General features: G+C 55.0%; 22 protein-coding genes. 16 read left to right on the top strand and 6 right to left on the bottom strand.

The annotated features are described in order from the left end of the window. The first annotated feature begins 7 nt into the window (after positions 1-7). From ACOZIO_RS14455 to malQ, 5 genes are all read left to right on the top strand, one after another. The gene (locus ACOZIO_RS14455; RefSeq protein ID WP_129953829.1) at positions 8-664 is read left to right on the top strand and encodes a 3-keto-L-gulonate-6-phosphate decarboxylase UlaD; all 657 of its coding nucleotides are present in this window, start codon (positions 8-10) and stop codon (positions 662-664) included. A gap of 10 nt (positions 665-674) precedes the next feature. Further along, positions 675-1,535, top strand: a complete 861-nt coding sequence (locus ACOZIO_RS14450; RefSeq protein ID WP_129953828.1) for an L-ribulose-5-phosphate 3-epimerase — start codon at positions 675-677, stop codon at positions 1,533-1,535. Beyond that, positions 1,532-2,221, top strand: a complete 690-nt coding sequence (locus ACOZIO_RS14445; protein ID WP_421595437.1) for an L-ribulose-5-phosphate 4-epimerase — start codon at positions 1,532-1,534, stop codon at positions 2,219-2,221. The genes ACOZIO_RS14450 and ACOZIO_RS14445 overlap by 4 nt, the downstream gene beginning before the upstream one ends. Positions 2,222-2,464: 243 nt before the next feature. Continuing rightward, a complete protein-coding gene (malP, locus tag ACOZIO_RS14440) occupies positions 2,465-4,879 on the top strand; it encodes a maltodextrin phosphorylase (protein WP_129953826.1) in 2,415 nt (804 codons plus the stop codon). A gap of 8 nt (positions 4,880-4,887) precedes the next feature. After that, the gene (gene malQ / locus ACOZIO_RS14435) at positions 4,888-6,963 is read left to right on the top strand and encodes a 4-alpha-glucanotransferase (RefSeq protein WP_421595436.1); all 2,076 of its coding nucleotides are present in this window, start codon (positions 4,888-4,890) and stop codon (positions 6,961-6,963) included. Between the two features lie 44 nt (positions 6,964-7,007). Here malQ and ACOZIO_RS14430 read toward each other — a convergent pair whose 3' ends face one another. From ACOZIO_RS14430 to gntX, 3 genes are all read right to left on the bottom strand, one after another. Next, complete coding sequence (locus ACOZIO_RS14430) at positions 7,008-8,426, bottom strand: DUF7594 domain-containing protein (RefSeq protein ID WP_129953824.1); 1,419 nt, start codon at positions 8,424-8,426, stop codon at positions 7,008-7,010. A 271-nt stretch (positions 8,427-8,697) separates the two neighbouring features. Next, on the bottom strand, positions 8,698-9,273 hold the full coding sequence (gene nfuA / locus ACOZIO_RS14425) for a Fe-S biogenesis protein NfuA (RefSeq protein ID WP_129953823.1): 576 nt from the start codon (positions 9,271-9,273) through the stop codon (positions 8,698-8,700). Positions 9,274-9,370: 97 nt separating this feature from the next. Then, the gene (gene gntX, locus ACOZIO_RS14420; protein WP_421595435.1) at positions 9,371-10,060 is read right to left on the bottom strand and encodes a DNA utilization protein GntX; all 690 of its coding nucleotides are present in this window, start codon (positions 10,058-10,060) and stop codon (positions 9,371-9,373) included. Between the two features lie 46 nt (positions 10,061-10,106). On the opposite strand from gntX, the gene bioH reads away from it, so the two are divergent. The 11 genes from bioH to ACOZIO_RS14365 all read left to right on the top strand — a co-directional run bounded on the left by bioH (position 10,107) and on the right by ACOZIO_RS14365 (position 19,257). Then, entirely contained in the window at positions 10,107-10,877 is a 771-nt protein-coding gene (gene bioH / locus ACOZIO_RS14415) for a pimeloyl-ACP methyl ester esterase BioH (RefSeq protein WP_129953821.1), read from the top strand. Positions 10,878-11,109: 232 nt separating this feature from the next. Further along, positions 11,110-11,379 (top strand): YdgH/BhsA/McbA-like domain containing protein, encoded by a 270-nt coding sequence (locus ACOZIO_RS14410; RefSeq protein ID WP_129953820.1) that lies wholly within the window; start codon positions 11,110-11,112, stop codon positions 11,377-11,379. A gap of 309 nt (positions 11,380-11,688) precedes the next feature. Next, positions 11,689-13,350, top strand: a complete 1,662-nt coding sequence (gene mdcA, locus ACOZIO_RS14405; protein WP_129953819.1) for a malonate decarboxylase subunit alpha — start codon at positions 11,689-11,691, stop codon at positions 13,348-13,350. 5 nt (positions 13,351-13,355) lie between these two features. Further along, positions 13,356-14,213, top strand: a complete 858-nt coding sequence (locus ACOZIO_RS14400; RefSeq protein WP_129991468.1) for a triphosphoribosyl-dephospho-CoA synthase — start codon at positions 13,356-13,358, stop codon at positions 14,211-14,213. A 40-nt stretch (positions 14,214-14,253) separates the two neighbouring features. Then, complete coding sequence (locus tag ACOZIO_RS14395) at positions 14,254-14,556, top strand: malonate decarboxylase subunit delta (RefSeq protein ID WP_129953817.1); 303 nt, start codon at positions 14,254-14,256, stop codon at positions 14,554-14,556. Next, positions 14,546-15,397 (top strand): biotin-independent malonate decarboxylase subunit beta, encoded by an 852-nt coding sequence (locus ACOZIO_RS14390; RefSeq protein WP_129991466.1) that lies wholly within the window; start codon positions 14,546-14,548, stop codon positions 15,395-15,397. The genes ACOZIO_RS14395 and ACOZIO_RS14390 overlap by 11 nt, the downstream gene beginning before the upstream one ends. Continuing rightward, positions 15,394-16,209: a biotin-independent malonate decarboxylase subunit gamma gene (gene mdcE / locus ACOZIO_RS14385; protein ID WP_129953815.1), complete on the top strand. Its 816-nt coding sequence runs from the start codon at positions 15,394-15,396 to the stop codon at positions 16,207-16,209. Before ACOZIO_RS14390 ends, mdcE begins: the two co-directional genes overlap by 4 nt. A 190-nt stretch (positions 16,210-16,399) precedes the next feature. Beyond that, complete coding sequence (locus ACOZIO_RS14380) at positions 16,400-17,362, top strand: AEC family transporter (RefSeq protein WP_129953814.1); 963 nt, start codon at positions 16,400-16,402, stop codon at positions 17,360-17,362. Between the two features lie 13 nt (positions 17,363-17,375). Continuing rightward, positions 17,376-18,002 carry a malonate decarboxylase holo-ACP synthase gene (locus ACOZIO_RS14375; RefSeq protein ID WP_217138465.1) on the top strand — a complete coding sequence of 209 codons (627 nt, stop codon included), beginning with the start codon at positions 17,376-17,378 and terminating at the stop codon, positions 18,000-18,002. Positions 18,003-18,029: 27 nt separating this feature from the next. Further along, complete coding sequence (gene mdcH / locus ACOZIO_RS14370; protein ID WP_421595434.1) at positions 18,030-18,965, top strand: malonate decarboxylase subunit epsilon; 936 nt, start codon at positions 18,030-18,032, stop codon at positions 18,963-18,965. Positions 18,966-19,131: 166 nt separating this feature from the next. Next, entirely contained in the window at positions 19,132-19,257 is a 126-nt protein-coding gene (locus ACOZIO_RS14365; protein WP_421595433.1) for a hypothetical protein, read from the top strand. On the opposite strand, the gene ACOZIO_RS14360 is transcribed toward ACOZIO_RS14365, so the two are convergent. From ACOZIO_RS14360 to feoB, 3 genes are all read right to left on the bottom strand, one after another. Continuing rightward, positions 19,237-20,157 carry a LysR family transcriptional regulator gene (locus ACOZIO_RS14360; RefSeq protein WP_129953811.1) on the bottom strand — a complete coding sequence of 307 codons (921 nt, stop codon included), beginning with the start codon at positions 20,155-20,157 and terminating at the stop codon, positions 19,237-19,239. The two genes, ACOZIO_RS14365 and ACOZIO_RS14360, sit on opposite strands and share 21 nt — an antisense overlap. A gap of 94 nt (positions 20,158-20,251) precedes the next feature. Continuing rightward, entirely contained in the window at positions 20,252-20,488 is a 237-nt protein-coding gene (locus ACOZIO_RS14355; RefSeq protein WP_235173547.1) for a FeoC-like transcriptional regulator, read from the bottom strand. An 8-nt stretch (positions 20,489-20,496) separates the two neighbouring features. Beyond that, entirely contained in the window at positions 20,497-22,815 is a 2,319-nt protein-coding gene (feoB, locus tag ACOZIO_RS14350; RefSeq protein ID WP_217138463.1) for a Fe(2+) transporter permease subunit FeoB, read from the bottom strand. Between the last annotated feature and the right edge of the window lie 33 nt (positions 22,816-22,848).

The following is a 22,848-nucleotide window of genomic DNA, read 5'->3' as shown; positions in this document are numbered from 1 at the left end:
ATTCATTATGTCTCATTCATTACCTATGTTGCAGGTGGCGCTGGATAACCAGTCAATGGACGACGCTTACAAGACCACGCGTCTGATCGCCGGTGAAGTCGACATCATCGAAGTCGGTACTATTTTGTGCGTCGCCGAAGGTGTGCGTGCGGTACGCGACCTTAAAGCTTTGTATCCGGAAAAAATTGTGCTGGCCGATGCCAAAATCGCGGATGCAGGAAAGATTCTCTCGCGGATGTGCTTCGAAGCTAATGCTGACTGGGTGACGGTCATTTGTTGTGCTGACATCAACACCACCAAAGGTGCGCTGGAAGTGGCGAAAGAATTCAACGGCGACGTGCAGATTGAACTGACCGGTTACTGGACGTGGGAGCAGGCGCAGGAATGGCGTGACGCAGGCATTCAGCAGGTGGTTTATCACCGCAGCCGCGACGCGCAGGCCGCCGGTGTGGCCTGGAGCGATGCTGATATCACGGCGATTAAACATCTTTCTGCCATGGGTTTCAAAGTGACCATTACCGGAGGACTGGCACTGGAAGATTTGCCGCTGTTTAAAGACATTCCTGTGCACGTCTTTATCGCCGGTCGCAGCATCCGCGACGCCAAAGATCCGGTTGATGCAGCACGTCAGTTTAAAAAATCCATTCGCCAGCTCTGGGGCTAAGGAACACCGCATGATGCATAAAGCCGTTCCGCTCGGTATCTATGAAAAAGCCTTGCCTGCGGGCGAAGACTGGCTGATGCGCCTGACACTGGCGAAAGAACTGGGCTTCGATTTCGTTGAAATGTCGGTGGATGAAACCGACAACCGGCTGGCACGGCTTGACTGGTCACGCGGGCAACGTTTGCGGGTGGTGGAGGCAATATCGCATACCGGCATCCGCATTCCGTCGATGTGCCTGAGCGCACACCGACGCTTTCCGCTTGGTGCCGAAGACGATGAAACCCGCAATCAGGGCCTGGAAATCATGCGCAAGGCTATCGTGCTGGCGCAGGATTTAGGCATCCGCGTGATCCAGCTTGCCGGTTATGACGTGTATTACCAGCAGGCTAATGAAAATACCCGTGAACGTTTTCGTGATGGCTTACAGACATCGGTTGAAATGGCCAGCCGTGCGCAGGTCACGCTGGCGATGGAAATCATGGATTATCCGCTGATGAATTCGATCAGCAAAGCGCTCGGCTACACACATTATCTGAACAATCCGTGGTTTCAGCTTTACCCTGATATCGGCAACTTGTCGGCATGGGATAACGACGTGCAGATGGAACTGGCAAGTGGCGCGGGGCATATCGTTGCCGTACATATTAAAGACACGCAGCCCGGCATATTTAAAAACGTACCCTTCGGCAGCGGTGTGGTGGAGTTCGAACGCTGCTTTGCGACGTTGCAAAAAAGCGGTTATCGCGGGCCGTATCTTATCGAAATGTGGAGTGAAACCGCTGCCGATCCGATACAGGAAGTGCGCAACGCCCGCGCCTGGGTGATCGATAAAATGCAAAAAGCCGGGCTGAACATGGAGGACACCTTATGACGGAGGCCCTGAAACAACGCGTGTTTGAAGCCAATATGGCGCTACCGGCTTTTGGCCTCGTGACATTTACCTGGGGCAACGTCAGCGGTATCGACCGCGAACGCGGCCTGGTTGCCATTAAACCGAGCGGTGTGGAATATGAGAAAATGCAGGCCCGTGACATGGTGGTGCTGAACCTGCAAGGTGGCATCGTGGAAGGGCATTACAAACCGTCTTCAGATACCGCAACGCATCTTGAGCTGTACGCCCGTTTTCCGCAGCTGGGCGGTATTGTGCATACCCATTCGACCTATGCGACGTCATGGGCGCAGGCCGGGATCGCCATCCCGCCGCTCGGCACCACGCACGCGGATTATTTTGCCGGTGCCGTTCCGTGCACACGACCATTGTCGCGTCAGGAGGTCGGCGGAGAGTACGAACTGGAAACCGGTAAGGTGATCGCCGCGTCGCTGACCGGCACCGATCCGCTGCATATGCCGGGCATCCTGGTTGCCCAGCATGGTCCGTTCTGCTGGGGCACTACGCCGGAGCAGGCGGTACATAACGCTGTGGTGCTGGAAGAAGTGGCTAAAATGGCGTGGATCACCGGTACAATCCGGCGCGACCTATTGCCGATGGACGATTATTTATTGCACAAGCACTTCAGCCGTAAACACGGGCCGGATGCGTATTACGGGCAGAAATAATAGCTATTGAGAGGCCATTAAAACTCCACTTCAACTCCCTCTTCGCAGGGGAGGCAGGGATGGGGTATTAATGGCATCACCGTCACCCCTCCGACATGATTTCATGCATTTTTCCCCTCTCCCGCAGTGAGCATTTTTCCAGCATAGGGTTTATACATAGATATTGGGATCACGCTTTTTACTGCAATCAGGCTTTTTCTCACGGAAGTATTCCGTCCCCTCAGACAGAAAAGAGACTGCCCTATGTCGAAGATCACGTTCAAGCAAGATGTTTTTTTGTCAGCACTCACCCGCCAGTGGCAAGCGTTCGGACTTACTTCAGCTTCTGATATGACCCGTCACCAGTGGTGGCATGCCGTCAGTGCCGCCGTTGCTGAGCAACTTCCCCCGCAAAGCGAGCCGGTCAGCAGTAAAAATAAAAAAATTACCCGCCACGTTAACTATATTTCGATGGAATTTCTGGTCGGCCGTCTGACCGGCAATAACCTGATTAATCTCGGCTGGTATGAAAAAATTGCCACTGTGCTGGAATCTTTTGATATCAACCTGACCGATCTGCTGGAAGAAGAAATCGACCCGGCACTGGGCAATGGCGGGCTGGGGCGGCTGGCGGCCTGTTATCTCGATGCGATGGCATCGGTCGGGCAACCTGGTATCGGTTACGGCCTGAATTATCAGTACGGTTTATTCCGCCAGCGTTTTGTCGATGGTAAACAGAAAGAATCACCGGACGACTGGCATCGCAGCGAATATCCGTGGTTCCGCCATAATAGCTCGCTGGCGGTAAATGTCGGTATTGGCGGTAAAATTGTAAAGAATGAGCAGGGCGTTTCACGCTGGGAACCGGAATTTACCCTGCGCGGTGAAGCCTGGGATTTGCCGGTGATGGGTTATCGCAACGGCATCACGCAACCGTTGCGCTTGTGGGAAGCCACGCACCCTCATCCGTTTGATCTCGAAAAGTTTAATGACGGCGAGTTTCTGAAAGCCGAACAACAGGGTATCGATGCCGCCAAACTCACCAAAGTCCTGTATCCGAACGACAACCATCAGGCCGGTAAACGTCTGCGACTGATGCAGCAGTATTTCCAGTGTGCCTGCTCGGTGGCCGATATCCTGCGGCGTCACCATTTCCTGGGTCGTAAAATCAGCGAGCTGCCAGATTATGAAGTTATCCAGCTCAACGATACACATCCGACTATCGCCATTCCTGAAATGCTGCGCGTACTGATCGATGAACATCAGCTGAGCTGGAATGACGCGTGGCGTATCACCAGCCGTACCTTCGCATATACCAACCATACGCTGATGCCGGAAGCGCTGGAAACCTGGGACGAGCGTCTGGTGCGCGGTCTGCTGCCGCGTCATTTTCAGATTATCAAACAGATTAATGCTGACTTTAAGAAACGGGTCAGCAAACAATGGCCCGGCGACGAGGCGGTCTGGGCGAAGCTTGCTGTCCATCATGACAAACAGGTGCGTATGGCGAATCTGTGCGTGGTTGCCGGATTTGCCGTAAACGGTGTTGCGGCGCTGCATTCAGATCTGGTGGTCAAAGATCTGTTCCCGGAATATTACCAGTTGTGGCCGGAAAAGTTCCATAACGTGACCAACGGCATCACGCCACGCCGCTGGCTGAAACAGTGTAATCCGGCGCTGTCGGCACTGATTGATGAACGGCTGAAAACCGACAGTTGGGTCAACAATCTTGACCTGCTGAAAGGTCTGGAAGACGGCATCAAAGACAAAAAATTCTGCAAACAGTACCGCAAAATTAAGCACGATAACAAAGTGCGGCTGGCGGAATATGTCTGGCAGCGCATGGGCATCAGGCTTAATCCCGAGGCGATTTTCGATGTGCAGATTAAACGTCTGCACGAATACAAACGTCAGCATCTCAATCTGTTGCACATTCTTTCGCTGTATCGCCAGTTACGCGATAACCCTAAGCTGGATATCGTGCCGCGCGTTTTTCTGTTTGGTGCGAAGGCTGCGCCCGGATATTACCTCGCAAAAAACATTATCTATGCGATCAATCAGGTGGCGGAGAAGATCAACAATGATCCGATCGTCGCCGATCGTCTTAAAGTGGTGTTCATTCCCGATTATTGTGTCTCAGTGGCAGAACTGATGATCCCGGCGGCGGATGTGTCGGAACAGATTTCAACTGCCGGTAAGGAAGCCTCCGGCACCGGCAACATGAAACTGGCGCTGAATGGTGCGCTGACTATCGGTACGCTCGACGGCGCAAACGTCGAGATTGCCGAACAGGTCGGTGAGGACAATATTTTTATCTTTGGTCTGACGGTCGATGAAGTGAAAGCGCAGCTGAAAAAAGGCTATAAGCCGAAAGCGTGGGTCAAAAAGGACAAACATCTCAAATCGATTCTCGATGAGCTTGCCAGCGGCTTTTATGCCAATGGTGACAAAAAAGCCTTCGATCTGATGCTGAACAGTCTGCTCGATGGCGGTGATCCGTATCTGGTGCTGGCGGATTTTGCCGCGTATTGCGAGGCACAAAAAGAAGTGGATACGCTTTACCGTAATGCCGATGAATGGACACGCCGTACGTTGCTCAACACGGCCCGCGTAGGTATGTTCAGCGCCGACCGCTCCGTCCGCGATTACCAGCAACGCATCTGGCAGGCTAAAAGATAGGAGCCGATATGGAGAATAAGCAACTTGCTGAGGCCGCGCGCCGGGCAGGCATTGTAGACAGTTTCATTAATATGACGGATGACGTGGAAATAGTGTCCGATGACACGCGTGTCGCCTTGCTGGCCGCTATGGGGCGTGATCCGGCTTATGTGCCGGAGGTTACACCTGTGCCGCCCGTTAAAGTATTTACGCAAGGCAAAAAAGTGCTGGTGACACCGGAAGTCAGTGGTGTATTTAGCTGGCAACTGACGCAGGAAAATGGCAGCCAGACACAGGGTGAGATCGCCGCAGGCAAGGCGCTGGATCTCGGTGTGTTGCTGCCTGCCGGCTATCACCTGCTGACGTTATCGCAAAACGGCAACGTCTGGCCCTGCCGGATAATCGTTGTGCCGCCGCGCTGTTATGAGCCTGAAGCATTGCTGGCAGGAAAAAAACTGTGGGGCGCGACCGTTCAGCTTTACACGTTGCGCTCGGAGAATAACTGGGGCGTCGGCGATTTTGGTGACCTGAAAAAAATGGTCGAAGAAGTCGGCCAGCGCGGCGGGGCATTCGTCGGACTGAATCCGATACACGCGCTCTACCCGGCGAATCCACAAAGTGCCAGCCCGTACAGTCCCTCGTCCCGCCGCTGGCTGAATCTGACCTATATCGATGTCAGTGCCGTGGAGGAATTTACCAGCAGCAGCGAGGCACAAACCTGGTGGCATTCTATTGAGACGCGTGATGCGTTATTGCAGGTGCGCAGCGCCGGGTTTGTTGATTATCCGCGGGTGATGGAACTGAAACTGGCGGCGCTGAAACTGGCATGGCGGCTGTTTTGCGGGCTGCCGGAAAACAGTACGCGTAAGCAGGATTTCCGGCAGTTCGTGGCGCAAGGCGGTGACAGTCTGCGGCAACAAGCACTGTTCGATGCATTGCATGTGCATCTGCGCGATCAGGGGCTGGGCGAGTGGGGATGGCCGGTGTGGCCGGATACCTATCGCGATGCGAAAAGTGCAGACGTACATGAATTCAGTGAGCGTTACGCCGGTGAAATTGCGTTTTATCAGTGGCAGCAATGGCTGGCGCATACGCAGCTGTCTGAATGTTATCAGCGCAGCGTGGAGCTGGGGATGCCCGTTGGTTTATACCGCGATCTGGCGGTGGGCGTGGCGCAAGGCGGTGCGGAAACCTGGTCCGATCCGGCGCTGTATTGTCTGAATGCCACAGTCGGCGCGCCGCCCGATATTCTCGGACCTCAGGGGCAAAACTGGGGGCTTCCACCCATTGATCCACACGAAATGAAAGCCCGTGCCTATCAGCCGTTTATTGATTTGCTACGGGCAAATATGGCGGAATGCGGCGCATTGCGTATCGATCATGTGATGGGGTTGCTGCGTTTGTGGTGGATACCTGCTGACCAGGACGCGGGCAGCGGTGCCTATGTCCGTTACCCGCTGGAGGATTTACTCGGCGTACTGGCTTTGGAAAGCCAGCGGCATCGGTGCATGGTGATTGGTGAAGATCTGGGCACCGTGCCGAAAGAAATCCTCGCCAGTCTGCGTGATAGCGGCGTGTATTCCTACAAAGTGTTGTATTTCGAACACGATAAAAACTTCCGGTACCACCCGCCGGAAGACTATGTTTCGCAAGCGATGGCGACCGTGACCACGCATGATTTACCCACGTTGCGGGGTTACTGGGAAGGCGGTGATTTAACACTGGGCGCATCTCTGGGGATATACCCGGATCCACACGTGCTGGAAAAACTGCGCGGGGAGCGCGAACGTAGCAAGCAGGGGCTTCTTAATGCGCTGCATCTGAAACAATGTGTACCGAAATCGACCCGCCGCAGTGCTGAAAATATGCCGATGACACCGCTGCTCAACCGGGGTTTACAACGTTATCTGGCGGGCAGTGCCAGCGCATTACTGGGCCTGCAACCGGAAGACTGGCTGGACATGTCCACACCAGTGAACGTGCCGGGCACCAATACCGAATACCCCAACTGGCGACGCAAGTTGTCGCGGACGCTGGAGGAGATGTTTGGCGATGAGCATATTGATGCGCTGCTGGCCGATTTGAGCAAACGGCGAAAGGGGTAATCCAGGAGGCAGAAAAGGGCCTGAGTTTCCTCAGGCCGCTGTGATTAATTCTCTGTTACCGCCTTGTAGCCTTTCACGATCAACAACGGTGGATGGTTGGTTTCGGTGGAATCGAAGGTATAGGTTCCGCCATTCTGGTCACCACCGAGGTAGAAAGCGACTTCCGTTTTGCCTTCTGCCAGCGCCTGGCGAACAGCCGTATCCACGATAGCGTCGCGATACTGACGGTTATTATTCATCGAGATGGTGCCAGCTGACTGGTAATCCGTTGCCGGATGGTTATCCCAGTTCACTGTTTTGCCATCCCAGTCCGTGGATGTGCTGTAGACATTCAGCTTGCCGGTGGCGCTGGAAGCCGCATTGCCACCAAACACCCGCAGACGGTAGACGAACAATCCCTCTTCAGAGGCCGGGATGGCTTCCGGCAGTGCAGGAATTTTAAACTTAAACAGGATCAGGCTTTCCGGGTTACTGGCATGACCGCCGTTTTTCCAGTTGTCGCTGGCGGTCAGCAACGTGCTGGTGCCGTAATTGGTGCTGCTGTTGGTACTGCTGACGACCGTGTCTTCCAGTGCAGGCTCGTAACTGAAAGGAATACTGTTACTGCAATCGAAAGCCAGATTCATACACAAGTCGGTCATGTATTTCGCTGACTGTTCAGGCCAGCCATTCACAAAATCTCCATGGGCGGTGTAAATGCTGCCCCACTTCTCGATGCGTTGATCACCGACCATTTCAGGGTCCAGCGAAAGCTGTATTTTGCTGGTATCCAGTGAGGTGATCTGCGGCAACACGTAGGCAATGTTCATGTTGACCTTAGGTATTTTCACCGGAAAAGCCGCAGGACAGACATTGTTTGAGTCATACGTGGCATTCGCTTGTCCATTTACCGGTATCAGATGAACGCCGTCCCAGCAGTTAGGGAAGTTAATGCCGATGTTGAATTGCACGGCATCCCCGCCTGAGCGCAAACCACAGACCTGATCGGCGGTGTTTGTGTAGCCGTTCCCATTGGCACACAAGAAGCTGACGTGCGGATTGGGTGCGGTGCCCACGTGATCCCCTGCCAGCAACTGTAACCCCTTTGGGAAAGGCGTCAGCGGATACTTTTCTACCGAGTTAGCCTGATAGTAGGTTTTCTGATACGACGGCTTCACCACTTCACCTGAAGGCAGTTTCATGGTCGGTGCCCAATAGGCGGTGGAATCTGCCCTGTTGTCGCAGGTGGTTTCCGGTTTTGCCTGCAACGTATCGTAGGTGGAATACGCATCCGTGCTGGTGTTACCGAAGAAGTCATGGAGCATCGCATGATTGGGCATACCAAACATCAGAATGGCATCGTCGCCCAGCGTGTGACTGTAGGAACAGGAGACGTTCGACTGGCCGGACGCCGCATGAGACACCAGCGGTGTCAGGGCGAACAGACCTGCGAGAGGCACTAAAACGCGTAAGATTTTTTTCATAACAGACTCCGGACAGACAGTGATTTCCTTAGAAATGACATCCGGGGAAGTGTGTGTTCCGTGCCTGACGCCTGCGGCAAAAAGCAGGTCTGAGACGTGTTGTATTACACGATTCCTTTTCCCCTGCCTCTGTTTTATGCGCAATCCGCAGGCGCTGACAGCGGGTCTGGTTGTACCATCAAGGGCACATCCGGAAGGGGGGAAACAGGCAATAAAAAGGGCTCAGCAGTGCTGAACCCTTGATGATGGAGACTGAAATGTGCTCAGGCGATCAGTAGAACGAGTGTTCGCCGCGCTGGTGTTCGGTCAGGTCGCGAACGCCTTTCAGCTCAGGGAAGTTTTGCAGCAGTTCTTTCTCGATGCCGTCTTTCAGTGTGACATCAATCATTGAACAACCATTGCAGCCACCGCCGAATTGCAAAATGGCAATCCCGTCATCGGTGATTTCCATCAGGGAAACACGGCCACCATGGCTGGCGAGCTGCGGGTTAATCTGCGATTGCAGCTGATATTCAACACGTTCCATCAGCGGTGCATCATCAGAAACCTTACGCATTTTGGCATTCGGTGCCTTCAGCGTGAGCTGGGAACCGAGCTGATCGGTGACGAAGTCGATCACGGCGTCTTGCAGATAAGGTGCGCTTAATTCATCAATGAAAGCAGACAGTTTTTCGAACTTCAGTTCGGTATCCGTCGCTTCCACGGCGTCAGGTGGGCAATAAGAGACACCGCATTCTGCGGTTGGCGTACCGGGATTGATCACGAATACGCGGATTTGGGTGCCTTCTTCCTGGTTTGCCAGTAATTTGGCAAAGTGCTCTTGGGCAGCATCGGTAATAAGGATCATAACATTCGCTCAATAGTTGACTACTCTGGTTGGTTATAATACGCCCTTTGTTTTTACCCGTCACCCTTCACGTTGCCAGTGTGTTAGCAGCACGTGCTCAAGCCTGTAAAGTCCGGCAAATACAAGCTATTTGCAGCGAAGCAAAGCCCTGATTGCGCAGAATTTTGCTGATTTCCCGCACCGTGCTGCCGGTCGTAACCACATCGTCAAGCAACATCACGTGCTTATCGCGCAGGCTGACATGGCAGGTGAATGCTTTACGCAGATTCCACTTTCTTTCTCGCTCGCTCAGGCTTTGTTGCGGCGGTGTACGCCGGTCACGGCTCAGGGCATTGGGCAGATATTTACAATGTAGCCATCGTGCCAGCGGCTTCGCCAGCAATTCACTCTGATTATACCCGCGCGAAAAATAGCGTTTTTGATGCAGCGGTACACTGAGGAGCACATCGGGTCTGGGCAGATTGCTCATCCGGTAGCGTTCCTGCCAGCGTAACAACAGCAAACGGGCGAGCGTGGTGTCCAGTTCCGGTTGTCCTGAGAATTTGAACCGCAAAACCAGCTCGCTCAGCGGCATTTCATAAGGACTGGCGAAGATCATCGCGTCCCAGGGTGGCGGTTTCAACAGGCATCGTCCGCAATCGGTTTTGCCCCCGGCGGAAGGCAATCCGCAGCGAAGACAGCAGGGCGGGGCAACCGGCAGATATTTCATGCACAGGCTGCAAATACCCTGAACCGGGAGATGCAGCGGACACTGGCATAGCCAACAGCGGCTGGCAATTGTTAGCATAGTGGCGGGTTCCTTTTGCCAAACAGACAGACACGGACAATACGCTATGAATACGCTTTATCGGGAGACTATCGGCGAAGGAGATCGCCATCTTGTGCTGCTTCACGGATGGGGACTGAATGCCGAAGTGTGGCGTTACACGGCAGAGCGACTTGCGCCGCATTTTTGTCTGCATCTGATTGATTTGCCGGGCTATGGCCGCAGTGAGGGATTCGGGGCGATGACGCTGGAAGACATGGCAGAAACCGTGCTCACCGCCATGCCGGAAAAAGCCTCATTACTGGGCTGGTCACTGGGCGGTCTGGTGGCCAGCCAGATAGCCCTGAGTGTGCCACAACGTGTGGAAAAACTGATTACCGTGGCGTCATCACCCTGTTTTACGGCTCATGAAGACTGGCCGGGTATCCGCCCCGATGTGCTGAAGGGGTTCCAGCATCAGCTGAGCGAAGATTTTCAGCGCACGGTCGAGCGCTTTCTGGCACTGCAGACGCTCGGCAGCGACAGCGCACGTCAGGATGCGCGCCTGCTGAAATCCATTGTGCTGGGTCAGCCGGTGCCTTCTGTCGATGTGCTTAATGGCGGGCTGGAGATCTTACGCAATGTGGATTTACGCCAGCCGATGACTGTACTGACGTTGCCTGTTCTGCGGATTTACGGCGCGCTGGACGGACTGGTGCCCCGCAAAATGGTACCCCTGCTGGATGCGATTCTGCCTGGTTCCCGTTCGGAAATTATCGAAAAGGCCGCGCATGCGCCGTTTATCTCCCATCCGGAAACGTTTTGTGAAATTGTCGGGCGGTTCCTGATTGCAGATTGAAAACCAATGTAAATATTTTTTTCAATTTTCTGGCTAATTCCCAAGGGTGACTAATACTTAAGCCGATGATGACGGGGTGAAAGGCGGGCGTAAATTGTTGCGCGAGCCTGTTTGCGTCTCTGGGGAGTTTACTGGTGTTTAACCATGAAGGTCATGCCAGCGCAGATGCACCTGCTGTTCATATGTTGACTGCTTTCTTTGAGAACTATTCATCCAATTTAGAGGTAAAGTCATGAAATCAAATAAAATTATCGTTGCGGCAATTCTGACGGGGTTATTCTCACTCAACGCAATGGCGGCTGAGATGATCTCGAAAGAAGAAGCCAAAGATAAAGGTTACACCAGCCTGGGCGTGATCACGACCAGCAATGAATACACCGCGCCGATGGATGCGAAAGAAGAGCTGTCCAAACTGGCTGATGAAAAGGGTGGCAAATACTATGTTGTGATTGCGGCTCAGGAGAAGAAGAAAATCACAGCAACGGCTGAAGTCTTCAAATAATCCCTTTTGAGCTGTTCTGATTTCCGGGATGCCTGCGGGCATCCCTTTTTTATTTCTCATTTTCTGTGCACTCCTTCTCTTTCCTTGTCCGGTATCAATTTGTTTTTAAAGAAATACGGCAGATCGTTACTCTCAGGGTAATGAAGTGTCAGGCCGCTTAATTGATGGAATATTCTTCGCTGCTTACACTTAGCAGGCTATCAAAACAGGTCAAATGTGATGCAACCGCCACTTGACTGAACTTCCCAACATCGTCTCGTTTCATCACGCCGGGAAGTATTCAGCAAGCTCAACCCAGGGAGGTTTGGCATGCCGCAACATCCGCAGACCACGAAAGTGTGGGACACCCGCCGCAATGAAAAACAACGGCGTATCGACAGTGTCCGTTCCGTGGCCGAGGGTAAAGTATTACCCACAGATAAAATCATCCCTATCCTCGAAACGCTGATTGCCTCCGGCGACCGCGTGGTGATGGAAGGTAACAACCAAAAACAAGCTGACTTCCTTTCCCGCTCACTGGCGAAAGTGAACCCTGAAAAGCTGCATGACCTGCATATGATCATGCCGAGCGTCAGCCGCGCTGAACATCTGGATCTCTTCGAACGCGGTATCGCCCGTAAGCTCGATTTCGCCTTCTCTGGCCCGCAAAGCCTGCGTATCGCGCAACTGCTGGAAGACGGTCAGATGGAAATCGGTGCGATCCACACTTACATCGAATTGTATTCCCGCCTGTATGTTGATCTGGTGCCGAACATTGCCCTGATCGCGGGCTTCAAAGCTGACCGCAAAGGCAACCTGTATACCGGTGCAAGTACGGAAGATACCCCGGCGCTGGTCGAAGCCGCAGCCTTCAAAAACGGCATCGTGATTGCGCAGGTTAACGAACTGGTTGATGAAGATACCGACCTGCCGCGCGTGGATATCCCGGGTGACTGGATCGATTTTGTGGTCGTCGCCGACAAGCCATTCTTCATCGAACCGTTGTTCACCCGTGACCCACGTCTGATTAAACCGGTTCACGTGCTGATGGCCATGATGGCCATTAAAGGCATCTACGCGAAGCACAACGTGCAGTCGCTGAACCACGGTATCGGCTTTAACACGGCAGCCATCGAACTGCTGCTGCCAACCTACGGCGAACGGCTCGGTCTGCGCGGCAAAATTTGTAAACACTGGACACTGAACCCGCATCCGACGTTGATCCCGGCCATCGAAAGCGGTTGGGTGGAAACCGTTCACTGCTTCGGTGGCGAGCTGGGAATGGAGGAATATATCCGCGCCCGTCCTGACGTGTTTTTCACTGGCTCCGACGGCTCCATGCGTTCTAACCGCGCGTTCTGCCAGCTGGCAGGTCAGTACGCCGTAGATATGTTCATCGGTTCCACCTTGCAGGTTGATGGCCTGGCGAACTCCTCCACCGTGACCCGTGGTCGTCTGGCCGGTTTCGGTGGTGCGCCTAACATGGGACATGACCCGCACGGTCGTCGTCACTCCACGCCAGCCTGGCTCGACATGATTGAAGAGCCGGACCCGATGGCACGCGGTAAAAAACTGGTTGTACAGATGGTGGAAACCTTCCAGGCCGGTGGCAAACCGACATTTGTTGAGAAACTGGAAGCCGTCGATGTGGGTAAAGAATCCGGAATGCCTCTGGCACCTGTGATGATTTACGGCGACGACGTGACCCACGTGCTGACCGAAGAAGGCATCGCCTATCTTTACCGCGCCCGTTCTCTCGAAGAGCGCCGTGCGATGGTGGCGGCAGTCGCCGGTATCACTGATATCGGTCTGGGTGTTGACGCCAAACGCGTTGCCGATCTGCGCCGTCAGGAACTGGTGGTCTTCCCGGAAGACATGGGCATTCGCCGCACTGACGCCACCCGCTCTTTACTGGCGGCTGGCAGCGTGAGCGAACTGGTTGACTGGTCAGGCGGTTTGTATAACCCGCCAGCCAAATTCCGTAGCTGGTGATCACGATGCCGCAAACTTTAGCGATTGGCGCTGTGCTGACAGCGGAAGAACTGGCCGAAAGGCTGGCAGAAACGGCGACGCAGGCGCTGATCGACGAAGCGCGGCTGAGTCCGAAACCGGGTCTGGTAGACAGCCGGAGTGCCGGGGCTCATCAGGATTTAAGTTTAAATCTGATGGTGCGTTCGGCACGCAGCCTGACGTCCACTTTCTCTTTGCTGGCGTTACACAGCTGGCAGCGTCCGGCGGATATCGCCCTGCGTCAGGAAGTGGGACGTTTAGGCCGGGCGGGAGAAGCGCAGATGATGGCGGAAACCGGCGGCGTGAACACTCACCGGGGCGCTATCTGGGCGATGGGGTTGCTGGTCAGCGCCGTCGCCATGCAGCCGGAAAGTTTACTGCCGGGGCATATTGCGCAGCGCGCCGCGAAAATTGCGGCCTTGCCCGATGCTTTCAGTCCGAAAAAATTCAGTAAAGGTTCGCACGCCGTGCAGCGTTATCAGGTGCCGGGTGCACGCGAAGAGGCGCAAAGCGGTTTCCCGCACATTATCGGTTGTGCACTGCCGCAGCTTCATGACAGCCGGGCCCGTGGTGCGAGCGAAAGCGAAGCACAGGTCGATGCCTTACTGGCGGTGATGACCTCGCTGGCAGATACCTGCGTATTGTCCCGCGGTGGTTTGCCTGCCCTGCAAGCGATGCATCAGGGCGCGCGGGCCGTGCTGGAAGCGGGTGGGATGAGCACACTGGCAGGTAAACAGCTGTTGCGTCATCTCGAACACCGGATGCTGGCGGACAACACATCTCCCGGCGGTGCTGCTGATTTACTGGCCGCGACGCTGTTCCTGGACCGCGTGAGCGTGGTCTGAACCGGATACGCATTAACTAACATCAGTACAAAGAGGTGTTATGGAACGTTTTGAATTTAACTACCCGGCGGCAAAACCGCTGGCAGGCCGCGCCGAAGCAGGCGTGGTAGGGTCCGGCGATTTAGAAGCGCTGTATGAACCTGACACAGCCAATACGCTGAAAATTATCGTCACCACGTCCGTCGACGGCAGCCATACCTTATGGCAGAACTTTTTTAACCGTCTGAACGCACTGCGTGAATTACCGGCAGGCCATCTCGACATCAATGATTTTGGCGCTACACCAGGGGTGGCCCGTCTGCGTATCGAACAGGTCTTTGAGGAGGCTGAACATGCCAACTGATACTTCCGTTCAGGATCAGAGCTTTATCGAACTGAGCGCCCGTCAGCGCGCCCGTAAACTGCTGGACGCCGGAACGTTCCGCGAACTGCTCGGGCCGTTTGAACGCATTATGTCACCGTGGCTGGAACCGCAGGGTATCGTGCCGCAGGCCGATGACGGCATGGTCGTTGCTAAAGGCCAGATTAACGGTCAGCCGGCGGTGGTTGTGGCAATTGAAGGCAGCTTCCAGGGGGGGAGCATGGGGGAGGTGTCCGGGGCCAAAATGGCCGCTGCGCTGGAAATGGCGGCAGAAGATAACCGTAATGGTATCCCGACGCAGGCCGTTCTGCTGCTTGAAACCGGCGGTGTGCGTTTGCAGGAAGCCAATCTGGGCCTTGCCGCCATCGCTGATATTCATGCTGCTATTGTTGATTTACGCCGCTATACGCCGGTGATCGGCGTGGTTGCCGGTACCGTCGGCTGCTTCGGTGGCATGTCGATTGCCGCCGCATTGTGCAGCTATCTGATTGTCACCCGTGAAGCCCGCCTCGGTCTGAACGGTCCGCAGGTAATTGAACAGGAAGCCGGTATCGATGAATACGATTCCCGTGACCGCCCGTTCATCTGGAGCATGACCGGTGGCGAAGTGCGTTATCACAGCGGTTTTGTTGATGCACTGGTGAAAGACTCCCTCGCTGAGGTGAAAGACAGCATGCTGGCCTTCATCAAAAAAGGCGTTCCGGTGAGTCATCGTTCTGATAAATATGATTATTATCTGCCAAAACTGACCGGTTTTGACACCGCGCAGCAGGCCAGCCGTGAAGTGACGGAAGCCTTGTTTAACCGGGAGGATCGCGCATGAGCAATGTAAAGAGTAACGCAGCCAGTCGGGGTGATTACTGGTTCGCTGAACTGACCAAAGACGCCACTCCGGTCAGCGGTCTTTGCCCTTCCGTGAAAGCGGCAGACGGCAAAATAAATGACCAGTCCGTGCGTTTTATCGCCGTGGTACCGGACAAGAATAATCAGTATCCGCGTGCAGCGGGCGGCGAGGTCGGTCTGCTTGAAGGCTGGAATCTGGCAAAAGTGGTCAACAACGTGATTGACGCTGACGCCAATGCCAGTACTAAACGTGCCATTGTGGCGGTGATTGACGTGCCAAGTCAGGCGTATGGTCGTCGCGAAGAAGCATTCGGCATCCATCAGGCGCTGGCCGGTGCTGCAGGCGCTTATGCCAAAGCCCGTCTGGCCGGACATCCGGTGGTCGGGTTGATTGTCGGCAAAGCGATGTCAGGCGCATTTCTGGCGCACGGTTATCAGGCCAACAAACTGATCGCCTTCAAAAACAACGGCGTAATGATCCATGCAATGGGCAAAGAATCTGCCGCACGTATCACCCTGCGTTCTGTGGATGCCCTGGAAAAACTGGCTGCCACCATCCCGCCGATGGCTTACGACATCGAAAACTACGCCACGCTGGGTCTGCTGTCGCAATTACTCGACATCGCTGACCCGGACAACGCCACACCCGATGACATCAGCAGCGTAGAAAACGCTGTCTGGCAAAATATCCAGGACGCACGCAAAGAAGGCGTTAGCCTCAGCAACCGTCTGGGTGCAGAAAACCGCGCAAGTTCGCAGCGCGTTCGCCAGCAGATGCGTCAGGAATGGTAATTCTTTAACACTTTCAGTCTCAACCGGTAACGCACCTGCAAACAGCGTGACGCAGCCGCATTGCGGGTTCCCGCCCTGACATATCCGTCAGGGTGAGGGCCTGCTGTTGTCTGCTACTGGACTGTCATACTAAAAAAACCATCGCACCGGCGCCGACTGAGCAATCATTGTTTGCCTCAGGAAAAACGCTATGACTTACGTAATATTGCACGCGCTTGCCCCTATTTTCGTCATCATGATCCTCGGCTTTTACGCCGGGAAAGCGAAAATGGTGGATAACCAGAATGTCTCTTTACTGAATATATTCGTGATGGATTTTGCTTTACCCGCTGCGCTGTTTGCCGCCACCGTACAGACCCCGTGGTCAGGCATTGTGGAGCAGTCACCGCTGATTCTGGTGCTGGTGCTGGCCATGTGGATCACCTATGCGGCGATTTACTTTATCTGCACCAAAGTCTTTAAAAAATCGCCGCAGGACGCTGCCGTTCTGACGCTGACCGTAGCCCTGCCAAACTATGCGGCGCTGGGGTTGCCTATTCTGAGCAGCGTGCTGGGTGATGCGCCATCAACATCGTTGTCCGTTGCGGTCTCTATCGCCTGCGGTTCCGTGCTGATGACACCGTTCTGTCTGCTGATTCTGGAACGTGAAAAAGCGCGTCTCAGTGGTGAAAATCAGGGGTCTTCCCTGACACTGCTGCCGGTTCTGATGTGGCGTTCCGTGAAAAAACCGATCGTCTGGGCACCGTTGCTGGGCGTGATCCTGTCAGCGATTGGCATTAAAATGCCGGAAATCTTCCTGGCGTCGATCAAGCCGCTGGGTTTGTCAGCGACTGCGTCTGCGCTGTTCCTGACCGGTGTAATTCTGTCAGCCCGTAAACTGAAAATTAACGGTCCGGTGCTGTTATCTTGTGTGGCGAAAAATCTGATCCAGCCGTTCATCGCCTGGGGTCTGGTTCTGGCGTTTGGCCTGAGTGGTCAGGTTGCGGTGACCGCTATCCTGATGATTGCGTTGTCTGCCGGTTTCTTCGGTATCGTGTTCGGTAACCGTTTCGGCGTGCAGTCTCCGGATGCTGAAGCCTCACTGCTGATCAGTTCCGTTTTGTGTATCGTGACCCTGCCGCTGTTTATCTCGTTAACGGCAGCCCTGCATTAAACAAGGATTGAATATGTCTGACCCGCGTGCCCATGATTTTGTCTGGATCAGTGACCGTTCAGCGCTTGAGAACGACGGCGGTTTACCCGAATGGGTGAACACCTGCTGGCGCACGGCGCTGCCGCTGGTGGTGCGTCGCGATAAGCGTGCTGACGGTGCGGTTCCGGTGGGTATTCGCGGGCTGACCCGCATTCAGCGGGCCGCCGCCTGGATTGATCCGGCGGCGGTGATGCGGGTTGTCACACCGGAATCCCTGATCAGCGACGTCAACGCACTTTTACACTCGCCGTTTGTGTCTCAGCAACCGGTGCAGGCGCTGATTACGTTGTGCAGTCTGCAATGGCCCTTCGTCTGGGGGGTGACAGGCAGTTGTGCGTATGCGCTGGTGAGTGATCTCCCGGTGATGCACGCCGACAGCGATCTCGATTTACTGGTGCGCTGCGACACGCCGGCAGAACCCTCTCAGTTTTCTGATTTTTACGACCAGCTTCAGCGGCTGCCCTGCCGCGCCGATGTTCAGATCAATACACCACGGGGTGGATTTGCGCTCAGCGAATGGCTGCGTGGCGGTGACATCATGCTGAAAACGGCGTCCGGCCCGTTGCTGGTGCGCGACCCGTGGCAATTGCCGGCAGAGTGATACCGGCCAAAAGAAGCAAGGAGCACGATGAAAATCTTATTTACTTTCCCCGGACAAGGGCCGCAGGTGCCGCAGATGCTGCATCGCCTGCCGGATAATCCGCTCACGCATTCTCTTATCGAACAGGCAAGTCTCGCACTGGGTGAAGACGTCCTGTTGCTCGACAGCACCGATGCTTTGCGTTCCACCCGTGCGGTACAACTGTGCTTATTGATTGCCGGTGTGGTCTGGGCGAAACAATGTCAGGCCGAAGGGATTGAGGCGGATTTTTGCAGCGGGCTGTCGATTGGCGCGTTTCCAGCCGCGGTGATTGCCGGTGCGCTAGGCTTCGGTGATGCCGTCCGGCTGGTGGCATTGCGTGGTGAACTGATGCAGCAGGCTTATCCCCATGGCTTTGGTCTTTCAGCGATCACCGGCCTGCGTCAGGCGCAGATTGAGGAACTGGTGGCTCAGGTCAACAGCGCCACATCACCGGTGTATCTGGCAAATATTAATGCGGAAGATCAACTGGTGATTGCGGGCAGCGATGCCGCCATGGCACAGGTGATGCAGCTCGCCAAAACACGGGGCGCGCAGAAAACACATCAGCTGGCGGTCAGTGTGCCGTCACACTGTGCGCTGCTCGATGAGCCTGCGACAAAACTGGCGGAGGCGTTTAAACAGATTCATCTTTCCCGTCCGGCCTGCGGTTATCTCAGCGGAACGACCGGACGTGTGTACTGGCAGCCGGAAAAAATCGCCGGCGATCTGGCAATGAACATGGCGCGTACCGTTAACTGGCGGGATGCCATGGTCGCTGCGTATCAGCGTGATGTGCGGCTGGCGATAGAAATGCCGCCGGGCTCGGTGCTGACCGGCCTGACACGCCGCGCGATGGAGCAGGGTGAAGCGCTGTCTGTCTGTCAGTCGGGCATGCAGGTTGCGGCACGTCTCGCAACACGGTTACGGGAAAACGAACGCTGAGTAAAGGCATGACAGGTTGGTGATGAAAACACATTGCATTGTTTGATTATTGTGCAACGTGCTATTGTCCAACCACTCTGACCAGACGGTTTGAAATCATCGATGAAATACGATTCAACAACATGATACGGAAAAAGGACAGTTTTACCCTTATGACGGTTCGAAAATGCGTTATGACGGCGTGAGCATTCCGGAATCAGCTATCTGGAGCCACCATCCTGATAAAACGCACTGGCCGGTTGTGCTGATTGCGCAAAACAGCGAGCGCTTGTCAGCGCTTTCTGCTCGTTAACGCATACATCCGGCTTTCAGCGGCCAGGGCGAGCAAATTCGGGTCGTGCTCGCGGCTGTGCGGGAAGACCAGCGAGATGGTCTGGCGCATCTGATAGGCTTCTGCCAGTGGCAGTAATCTCACCGTATTTTCATACACGCCTTTCATTCTGCCTGGAATGAGGGTGTAGCCAACCCCCGCCTGCACCAGACTCAGCATCGAGAAAATATCATTCACCCGCGTGACGATGTCCGGCTCGAAACCGGCGACCTGGAAGGCTTCCTGAAAGCCGTGATAGGTGGCGAACCCTTCGGCCAGCGACACGAATTTCTTCTGTCTGAAATCGCGTAAGTCTGCTGTGCCTTCTGAAGCCAGCTCAGCGCTGGCCGGGGCAGCGAGGAAAATATCGTCCTGAAACAGGGGCAACTGATCGTAACGCTGGGCATCAACGTTGGAATCACTGGTCGAAATCAGAATGGCATCCAGCTGACCGTCTTCCAGCTTGTGCAGTAAATCATTGTTGGACCCCATCACCAGCTCCAGTTCAAGCTCCGGACGGCGCAGTTTCAGCCCCATGATCAGACGCGGAATGGTTTCCAGTGTCAGTGAATATAACGTGCCGACTTTCAGCCGCTTATCGCCATAACCGGCGGCACGCCGGGTCGCCAGAATCCCGTGCTCCATTTGCTCAATGACCTGCGTCGCGTGCTCCAGCAGCGCTTCAGCGGCAGGCAGCGGCAGCAGATTGCGGCCACGATGGATAAACAGCGGGCAGCGCAAGCCTTCTTCCAGTGAATGCAGGGCGCGATGCACACTGACGCTGCTCAGACCGAGTTGTTCGGCAGCGCGGGTGATGTTTTGCTTTTCCATATAGGCGAGAAAAATTTCGAGTTTACGGAAGGTGATTTCACTGTCGATCATGCAGGCTCCTGCGGCGCGTTGTAGGCCGTTGCGGTCTGAAATGATAGCTGAATAGCCGCCGGGCGACTATTCAGGAAGGGCGGAAAGGCCGGTATCAGGGAATGAGGGTGTAAGAAATTGTCAGGCACTTCTTGCCGTCGGCGCAGCTTTGACAACTGCCGCTCAGGCAGTTGTCATCGGCTTCGATGACTTTTGCTTTGTGCATGGCGACCAGCCGTTCAAGCATCGCCTGCACCAGCGGCTGTGGGGCATTAAGCTGATGGCTGAGCTGGCGGGCATCTGCCCGTCCGGCCAGTGCGAGAGTGTCGCGAACCTGAATCAGACTGGTCATTTTATCTCCTAGTGACAGTCGCTGCCGGTAGCGGGTTTACAGCAGGCCGCCACATTGCGCGGATGCAGATGGATGCTGACCCGGCTGCGGGCTTTGCGCAGGGCGGTTAAAACGATGGCATTGAAAATCAGCACGCTCAGGATCATACCGGCGCTGTGTGCCGGATGACGGCTGAACGTCGCCGCCTGATAGAAAAGCGTGGCCAGCGAATACGCCACATTCAGTCCCCAGAAGATGGAGAACGTCATCCAGCTGCGGCTGGTTTCACGGGCAATCGCCCCCATCACCGAGACGCAAGGCACGTAAAGCAATACGAAGATCAGGTAGCTGTAAGCCGAAATCGCCGAGCCAAATTTGGTGCTCATGACGCCCATCGAGCTGACGCCCATTTCGCCGTCACCTTTGCTGGCTTCGATCGGGTTTGACAGCACGCTGATGCTGAAGGTGTCTTTCAGGCCCTGCCAGGTTGCTTTCACCGCACCGCCCAGTTCATCGAACAGATTGAAACTGGCCGCATCGAAACCTTCATGGGTGATGTGTTCGGCGGTGTAGAGCGTATTCAGCGTACCGACCACCACTTCTTTTGCCATGGCACCGGTCACCAGCCCCACGGTCGCCTGCCAGTTGTCAGGATGGACGCCCATCGGTGAGAGCACCGGTGTCAGGACTTTACTGACTGACGCCAGCGCCGAGTCATTGATGTTATCCACCGCCTTGCCGCTGAACGAGAAGCTGTTCAGTGCACCGATGAAAACACTGGCGATGACGATCACTTTACCGGCCCGCAACACGAAACCTTTCAGACGCTGCCACGTTTGCAGCAGCAGGCTTTTCAGATGCGGAACGTGATACACCGGCAGTTCCATCACAAACGGTGAGGCTTCGCCGCGCATGATGGTGTATTTCAGCAGCAGGCCGGTCAGGATGGCGACCACGATGCCTAACAGATAGAGCGAGAACACTACGGATGCGCCGTCCTGTCCGAAAAAGGCCGCGGAGAACACCGCGAAAATCGCCAGACGTGCACCGCATGACATAAACGGCGCCATCATCACGGTGATCAGACGTTCACGCGGTGCATCCAGCGTGCGGGCGCCCATAATAGACGGCACGTTACAGCCGAAGCCAACAATGAGCGGTACGAAGGATTTGCCCGGCAGACCCAGTGACTGCATCAGTCTGTCCATGACGAACGCGGCACGCGCCATATAACCGGAGTCTTCAAGGAATGACAGAAACAGATACATCATGCCAATTTGAGGCACCAGCGGCAGCACGGTGTTGATACCGCCGCCTATCCCCTGCGCCAGAAAAATGGTCAGCCACTGCGGGAAATGCAGGGTAAAGCCTATCCACTGCATACCCTGAATGAAAATCGCAGCTGAGCCGATATCGAAAATAGGTTGCAGCGCGCCGCCGATGTTGATGGCCAGTACGAACATCAGATACATCACCAGCAGAAAAACCGGCACGCCCAGAAAGCGGTTGAGGATCACCCGATCGAGCACCTGCGTCAGTTTATTCGGTGCCGTGAGATGAGAATTGCTGACCTCCGCGCAGAGTGTCGCGATACTCTGATAACGCGCATCGGCAATCAGCAGCGCCGGGTCTTCCAGTTTTTGCTCAGCCAGCCGGGCTTTCACCTGCGGCAATAAAGCGTGCGCGTTGCCTGCGTGTGTCTGGCTATAAATATCCCCTTCAAGCATTTGCAGCGCCAGCCAGCGGCGTTGTTGTAGCGACATGTCTTGCGGCATGCCGGCGGCCAGCACATCGACTTCCTGTTGCAGCAGCGGATGATATTGCACACGCTCCAGCTCAGCCACCTGAGGCAATGCGTCGATGGCAACTTTCAGTTCCTGGATGCCACTGGCCCGGGTAGAGATCAGCGCCACCACCGGGCAACCCAGACGGGCAGACAGCGCAGGGATATCAATATTGATGTTCTGGATTTTGGCGATATCAAGCATGTTCAGCGCCACGATGCACGGTACGCCCAGTTCCAGCAGTTGCAGCGTCAGGTACAAGTTACGCTCGAGGTTTGAGGCATCCACGACGTTGATCATCAGATCCGCGTCGCCGCTAAGAATGTAATGGCAGGCAATTTGTTCATCGAGCGAGGTTTGCTCGGAAATGGTGGTCAGGGAGTAGGTACCGGGTAAATCCACCAGCGTAATCTGATGTTCTGCGGTGGCGAACTGACCTTCTTTGCGCTCGACAGTGACGCCTGCCCAGTTACCGACACGCTGACGGGAACCGGTTAACTGATTGAAAAGGGTGGTTTTACCTGAGTTCGGATTACCAATCAGGCCGATAGTTAATGGTTTCATACGTTAAAGTCTGCGTGTGAGAAAAGGTGAATA

Source organism: Rahnella sp. PD4, assembly GCF_049199325.1.
Classification (GTDB): domain Bacteria; phylum Pseudomonadota; class Gammaproteobacteria; order Enterobacterales; family Enterobacteriaceae; genus Rahnella; species Rahnella perminowiae.
This window is presented reverse-complemented; position numbering and strand designations above follow the sequence as displayed.